Raw genomic sequence first — 6027 nt, 5'->3', positions numbered from 1 at the left:
TCCTTCGGGCCTGTCCACAACCGCCCCACCCGCCCCGGCAGCAAGGCCGTCCAGCGCTGCCGCTGCGGTCATGCTCACGGTGAGGGCGACACCCGGCTCGGCTCACCACTGGACCCGGAACGCTACGACTACCAGGGCGCGGTCCTGTGGAACGCCCACGCGCCCGTCCTCTGGTCCCGGTTCATCCTCAACCTCCGCCGCGAGGTCGCCCGTATCGGCGGCCTCACCCAACGCAGCCTCGCCTCGGTGGTGAAGGTGTCGTATGCGAAGGTCGCTGAATACCAGAAACGCGGCCTGGTCCACTTCCACGCCGTCATCCGCCTCGACGGACCCGACGGCACCACCACCCCACCACCCACCTGGGCCACCACCGCGATGCTCACCGACGCCATCCACGCCGCCGCCACCCGCACCACCGTCGTCGGACCCGAACTTGACGGCACTTCCCTCCAGTTCACGTTCGGCAAGCAGTTGGACGTACGGCCGATACGCAGCGGCGACTTTTGTGACGGTAGGAAGATCACGGACAAGGCTGTCGCCGCGTATGTGGCGAAGTACGCCACCAAGGGAGCCGAAGGCGCCACCGGCACCCTCGACCGCCGGCTGCGCCTCATCGCGGAACTCCCCGCCTACCAGGTCCCCATACACGCGGAGCGGATGATCCGCACGGCCTGGCAGCTCGGCGCCCGCCGCGACCTCGCCCATCTCAAACTCCGCGCCTGGGCGCACATGCTCGGCTTCCGGGGCCACTTCTCCACCAAGACCCGCCAGTACTCCACCACGCTCGCCCAGCTCCGCCAGGCCCGCGCCGATTACCAGAACGCTCTCAACGACCCGGACAGAACAGGCCCGGAGGACGAGAAGTCGACGCTGGTGATCTCTCACTGGGTCTTCGCCGGCACCGGCCTCACCCCCGATTTGGAACGCCTCGCCACCCTCGTCACCCCAGCACAGGGAGCGGGCTCTGCCTCCGGCCCTGGAGCGGGGGTGGTTGGTGGTGCGTGACGGCGAACTCCTCACCGTGCCCGAGGTCATGGCCTACCTGAAGATCGGCCGTTCCGCCGTCTACGACCTCCTCCGCTCCCACCAGCTCCGCTCGATCACGATCGGCCGGGCCCGCCGCATCCCTGCCCACGCGCTGGCCGACTTCGTCCACTCCCGCCTTGAACAGGAAGCCACCGCCTGATGCCGTCCCCGCGTTCTGCCCGAAAGTCCCGCGCCAACGGCGAAGGTACCGTCTACCAGCGCAAGGACGGCCGCTGGGAAGCCGCCGGCTACGTCCTCACCACCAGCGGCACCCGCAAGCGCACCCGCGTCTACGGGTCCACGCGCAAGGAGGCCGTGGACAAGCTGACCGAGCGTATGGCCGCCAACAACCGCGGCCTCCCAGCACCGGCTGCGGACTGCGCTATCGGGGTGTATCTCCAGCACTGGCTCGACAACATCGCCGTGCATCAGCTCCGCGAGACCACCCACACCCGCTACCGCGCCACCGCCCGCCTCTACATCAACCCGATCCTGGGCAAGAAGAAACTCGGCAGGCTCGCCACCAAGGACGTCCGCGCCTTCCTCGACCAACTCCGCACCCAGTGCCAGTGCTGCATCCGAGGACTCGACACCCAAGGCATCTGCTGCTCGGCCGGGAACTGCTGCGGCAAACGGCTCTCACCGCTGACCGTCAGCTACGTGCACTCCGTCCTCAAATCCGCACTCCAGCACGCCGTCCGCGAGGACGAACTCCCGCGCAACGTCGCCCGGAACGTACCGGCCAGCACTCCCCGCCCCAAGCGCACCGAACCCCTCACCGCTGCCGAGGCCCGCCAACTCCTCCGTGCCGCCGAAGACCACCGCCTTCAGGCCCTGTTCGAACTCGCCCTCCACACCGGGCTACGTAAGGGCGAACTCCTCGGTCTTCAGTGGAGCGACCTCGACCTGGACAGCGGGACCGCCAACATCCGTCGCACCCTTCAGCGCACCAGCAGCCGGGGCCTGACCACCCTGCCGACGAAGACCACCAGCTCCGAACGCCGCATAACCCTGCCTGCTACTTGCATACACTCGCTACAAGCCCATCGACGGCGGCAGGAACAGGAAGGGGCGGCTGCCGGGGACGGGTGGCAGGAGAGCGGCTACGTGTTCACCACGCCCACCGGCCGCCCCATCGACCCCACCAACCTTACCCGCGCCTTCACCACCCTCCTCAACCGCTCGGGCCTCCGCCGTATCCGGTTCCACGATCTTCGCCATACCGCTGCGACGCTCCTCTTGGAGCAGGGTGTGGAACTCGTCGTGATCAAGGAGCTCCTCGGGCACGCCCACATCGGCGTCACCGCCGCCGTCTACGCCCACGTCCGCCCCCGCCTCCAACAAGCTGCCATCACCACCCTGAGCAACGCCCTCAGCGCTGACACCGCCCCCAGCGGCACGGCTGCCACCCCCTGACGCGCACCACCTTCAGAAACGCCGGCGGCCCCACGAGGTACCTCGTGGGGCCGCCGGCGTCCGGCTGCGTTGCCGTCAACGTTGCCGTCAAGAAGGGTCGAAGACCGGAATCTCAACCTCTTCGGGATCTACGCAGAGATCATCTTCTTTCCCTTCAAGGATGAAGCCGAAAAAGTATCGGAGAGCCTCATTCCCCAGGTCGATTGGATGGAACGGAAGTCGATAGCTACTCGCCTGAACCGGGCGCTGACCATTCCAGAAGGGCTGCTCGAACGGGAACTTCTGCCCCACATCCTCGATCACTCCCGATCTCGGACTCAGACTTACTGCCCGAAGGAGCCCAGTGGGGGACCAAGCAAGAATCGAAGCCCAATCTTCGGAACTCTCCATGCATACCGCATAAGCGCTCCTCTTTCCAGCCAAGCGGGCAGCCTCACTCACGAGGTCGCTTGGATGATCCCGAGCTATCTTGCGTGAGCAGACAACGTCAAAGTGCGGAAAACTCGCCACACACGCTGCCCCGTCCTCCGGCCAGACAGCCAGGTCTAGTGGAAGTACGCCCGACTCACGAGGAGTGCCCCCCAGGAACCTCGCTGCTAGGTCCAGTGACCTGGTCCGATCCCACCCGACAGCACCACGGAAGAGACCTTCCGGGCGCTCATCCGTGAGCACCAGAATGGCAGCCTTAGATCCCATCGGAACCTCCGAACACATCACTGTCTGCTTGGAATTTCACGGTCCGCAATCGGGGCAATGCCACAGATCCACCTCCACCTTCATGGTGACATTACTCCCCTTCTTCAGTCCTGGGAGCCTGCTCGTGTTCAGAATTGCCCCACCGTGACCGAGCTCGGCGTATCCAAGCCTCTGGTTGTCAGTCAGGGACGCTCCGCGCCCAGTCTTGACTTCCACTGCCACCCAGTTTCCCGATGGATCTTGGGCAACGAAATCCGCACGGAAAACGTCACCTTGGCTATTCTTGAACCGCACCTCTCTGGTGATATTCGTGTAGCCCGAGGTCTGAAGCCGCTCCAGTGTGGCACTTTCTCCCATCGCGCCATGCGGGATCCCAGTAATGGGACATTCTCCGGCGTTGTGAACCAGAACTGGCGTGGTCCCGGCAAGTACATAGTACGTGTGCAGGTCGGCGACGGTGAGGTTGTACATCCAGGCGTCGCTGGGGCGGTCGGTGACTGCGGTGACCTGGGCCGGGGTGCCTGACGGGGTGGTCAGGCGGGTGCCGGGACGGAGGACGCCAGCGGGGCTCCAGGTGTGGTCGGTGGCGTTTCAGAAGGGGTGGTCGGACGTCGCGTGGAGGCCCTGTTCTCGTATAGCTACGGCGAACGGACATGTAGCGCTGTGTAACGCTCGGGGCTGCGTTCTTCGTGAGGGCCAGCGGTACAGCGGATAGCGGTAGTGGTGGTTCCAATTCGGGGTCGGCTTATCGGACTTCCGTCGCCTGATGGCTCGTCAAGGCTCTGCCGCAGTAAATACCGGATATACTGCGGCAGAGCCCCTACCGTGATCTTCGCGACCTGCGGCGGCGCTGGAAGGGCGGGGCGGGCATGACGATCGAACCTGTGACCGAACTCGGGAGCGGGGGCGCGTTGCGTGTGCCGCGCGCCCGGTTGGTGCCCCCGTCCGCCCCGCCGTCGTCGTACACCGCGGCGGTCGAGCGGTACCTCACCGGCGCGGGCATCGCGAAGTCCTCCGCGCGGATCTACCGGATCTCGCTGACGACGTGGGGGTGGATGCTCGCCGGCGAACCGGCGCCGACCGGACCCGCCCGCCGGGGCGCGAAGCCGCCCGTCTTCCCCGTCACTGCGATCGACGACCCGGCCCTGCCGGAGACTCTCGCCGAGCTGGCGGCGGCGCGGGCGGACGAGATGGACGCCGACACCGTCAACCGGGAACTGTCCATCGCCCGCAAGGCGATCGGATGGTGGCAGCGCCAGGGCTGGATCGTCAGCGACCCGACGATCGGCATCGAGCGGCGGCCGGCACCGCCCGACCGCACCAAGGCCCTCACGGAGAACGAGATCGCCGCCCTGTGGCGGCTGGACGTCGCCCTGCGGGAGAAGACGTTCTGGAAGATGCTCTACGAGTCGGCAGCTCGGGCCGACGAGGTGCTGTGCCTGAACGTGGAGGACCTCTACCCGCAGGACAAGCGCGGCAGGATCACCGCCAAGGGCGGGGCGGTCGAGTGGATCCACTGGCAGTCCGGCACCGCCCAGCTCCTGCCCCGCCTCATCGCCCACCGCACCCGTGGGCCACTGTTTCTCACCGACCGCAAGGCCCCGGCCGGGACACCGACACTCGACGTATGCGAGGAGATCGGCCGGGCCCGGCTCTCCTACCGCCGGGCCGAGGAGATCTTCGAAGAGAACACCCGGCTGCTGGCCAACCCGCTGGCCTCACCCGACGACATCGAGGACCTGGACGGCTGGACGCTTCACCGGCTCCGCCACAGTGCCCTCACACACGACGCCGAGGACGGTACGTCCACCCCGATGCTGCTGGCCCGCTCTCGCCACGCCTCCGTCCGCTCCCTGGAGCGGTACGCCCGCCCCGGCGTCGATGCGGTCGCCCGGCATGTCGCCGAGCGCGACCCCGCCGCGCGTCGCCGGACGTGACACCTATGTCGGCCGGCGTCGGCGTTCTTACCCGCCCCCTTCCATCGTTTGCCTGGACTCATCGCATGCCGGGCAGGCGACGGAGCTCGTTGACTTTCAGCAACCGGGCAAGAAGGAGATACGCCAGGGCTGTCGCGAGCGTCCCGGCAGCCAAGGCGACAGCAGTAGGCCACGTCCCCTCTCCCAGGCCAGCGCACGCGCGCGCTGCGGCCCAGCCCAGCCCAGCAGCCGGGCACGCGGCGCACAGCAGCTTCAGGTAGGTGCGGCGCAGACCTCCGTCGTCGATCCGGCCCCCCATCTTTTTGCGCAGCAGGTAGGCGGTGAGCGCGAGACCGGCCACATAGGAGAGGGTGTAGGCCCCGGCCATGCCGACCACCGCCCAGCGGGCGGGCAGGGCCACATGGCAGGCGGTGGCCAGGGCGATGTTCACGCCCGCGATCCACGCTGCCATGAAGAACGGGGTGCGGGTGTCCTCGAAGGCGTAGAAGCCGCGCAACAGCAGGTACTGGGCGGAGAACGGGATGAGCCCGAGCCCGAACGCCTGCAGCATGTAGCCCAGCGGGCGGGCCGAGGCGGCATCGGCTGCTCCGTGGGCGAACAGAAGCGAAGAGATCTGCGGGCCCAGGGCGAGGAAGAGGAAGGCGGCGGGCACGATGACCACGCCGCTGATCCGCAGCGCCCGGGACAGGTCCGCGCGCAGGTCCGGGATGCGGCCCTCGGCGACGGCCCGGCTCATACGCGGCAGCATCGCCGTCACCAGGGACACGGTCACGATCGACTGCGGCAACATCCAGATGGTCTGCGCGTAGGTGTAGGCGGACTAGCTGTATTGCCCTGAGAGGTTAGGAACGCGGCTGGCGGGTGGCTGGCCTTTCAGCGCGGTGTGTCCGCGGTGGTGATTGTAGGTGTGCAGCCAGTCGGGGAAGGCGTCGCGTCGTTGTTGTTCTGACCG

5 protein-coding genes and 3 pseudogenes are annotated in these 6027 nt (G+C 67.3%); 4 read left to right on the top strand and 4 right to left on the bottom strand.

The annotated features are described in order from the left end of the window. The 3 genes from MTQ10_RS26835 to MTQ10_RS26825 form a co-directional block, all read left to right on the top strand. A partial coding sequence (locus MTQ10_RS26835; RefSeq protein ID WP_247472772.1) for a replication initiator occupies positions 1-1005 on the top strand: 1005 nt, incomplete at its 5' end. Further along, the gene (locus MTQ10_RS26830; RefSeq protein ID WP_184829705.1) at positions 998-1186 is read left to right on the top strand and encodes a helix-turn-helix domain-containing protein; all 189 of its coding nucleotides are present in this window, start codon (positions 998-1000) and stop codon (positions 1184-1186) included. The genes MTQ10_RS26835 and MTQ10_RS26830, both read left to right, overlap by 8 nt. Then, a complete protein-coding gene (locus tag MTQ10_RS26825) occupies positions 1186-2442 on the top strand; it encodes a tyrosine-type recombinase/integrase (RefSeq protein WP_247472770.1) in 1257 nt (418 codons plus the stop codon). Before MTQ10_RS26830 ends, MTQ10_RS26825 begins: the two co-directional genes overlap by 1 nt. A gap of 87 nt (positions 2443-2529) precedes the next feature. Here the strand turns inward: MTQ10_RS26825 and MTQ10_RS31755 are convergent, their stop codons facing one another. Both MTQ10_RS31755 and MTQ10_RS26815 read right to left on the bottom strand, forming a co-directional pair. Beyond that, positions 2530-3138, bottom strand: a complete 609-nt coding sequence (locus MTQ10_RS31755; RefSeq protein ID WP_374117702.1) for a DUF6928 family protein — start codon at positions 3136-3138, stop codon at positions 2530-2532. 36 nt (positions 3139-3174) lie between these two features. Beyond that, positions 3175-3705, bottom strand: a pseudogene (locus tag MTQ10_RS26815) (polymorphic toxin-type HINT domain-containing protein); the annotation flags it as partial. Between the two features lie 302 nt (positions 3706-4007). On the opposite strand from MTQ10_RS26815, the gene MTQ10_RS26810 reads away from it, so the two are divergent. Beyond that, complete coding sequence (locus MTQ10_RS26810) at positions 4008-5075, top strand: tyrosine-type recombinase/integrase (protein ID WP_247472768.1); 1068 nt, start codon at positions 4008-4010, stop codon at positions 5073-5075. Between the two features lie 58 nt (positions 5076-5133). Here MTQ10_RS26810 and murJ read toward each other — a convergent pair. Together murJ and MTQ10_RS26800 are read right to left on the bottom strand one after the other, a co-directional pair. Further along, a pseudogene (murJ, locus tag MTQ10_RS26805) lies at positions 5134-5895 on the bottom strand (murein biosynthesis integral membrane protein MurJ); the annotation flags it as partial. After that, a pseudogene (locus MTQ10_RS26800) lies at positions 5896-6027 on the bottom strand (IS481 family transposase); the annotation flags it as partial.

Source organism: Streptomyces sp. XM83C (assembly GCF_023072675.1).
Taxonomy (GTDB): Bacteria; Actinomycetota; Actinomycetes; order Streptomycetales; family Streptomycetaceae; genus Streptomyces; species Streptomyces thermocoprophilus.
Note: the sequence above shows the minus strand (reverse complement) of the source record. Positions and strands in the feature narration are given on the sequence as shown.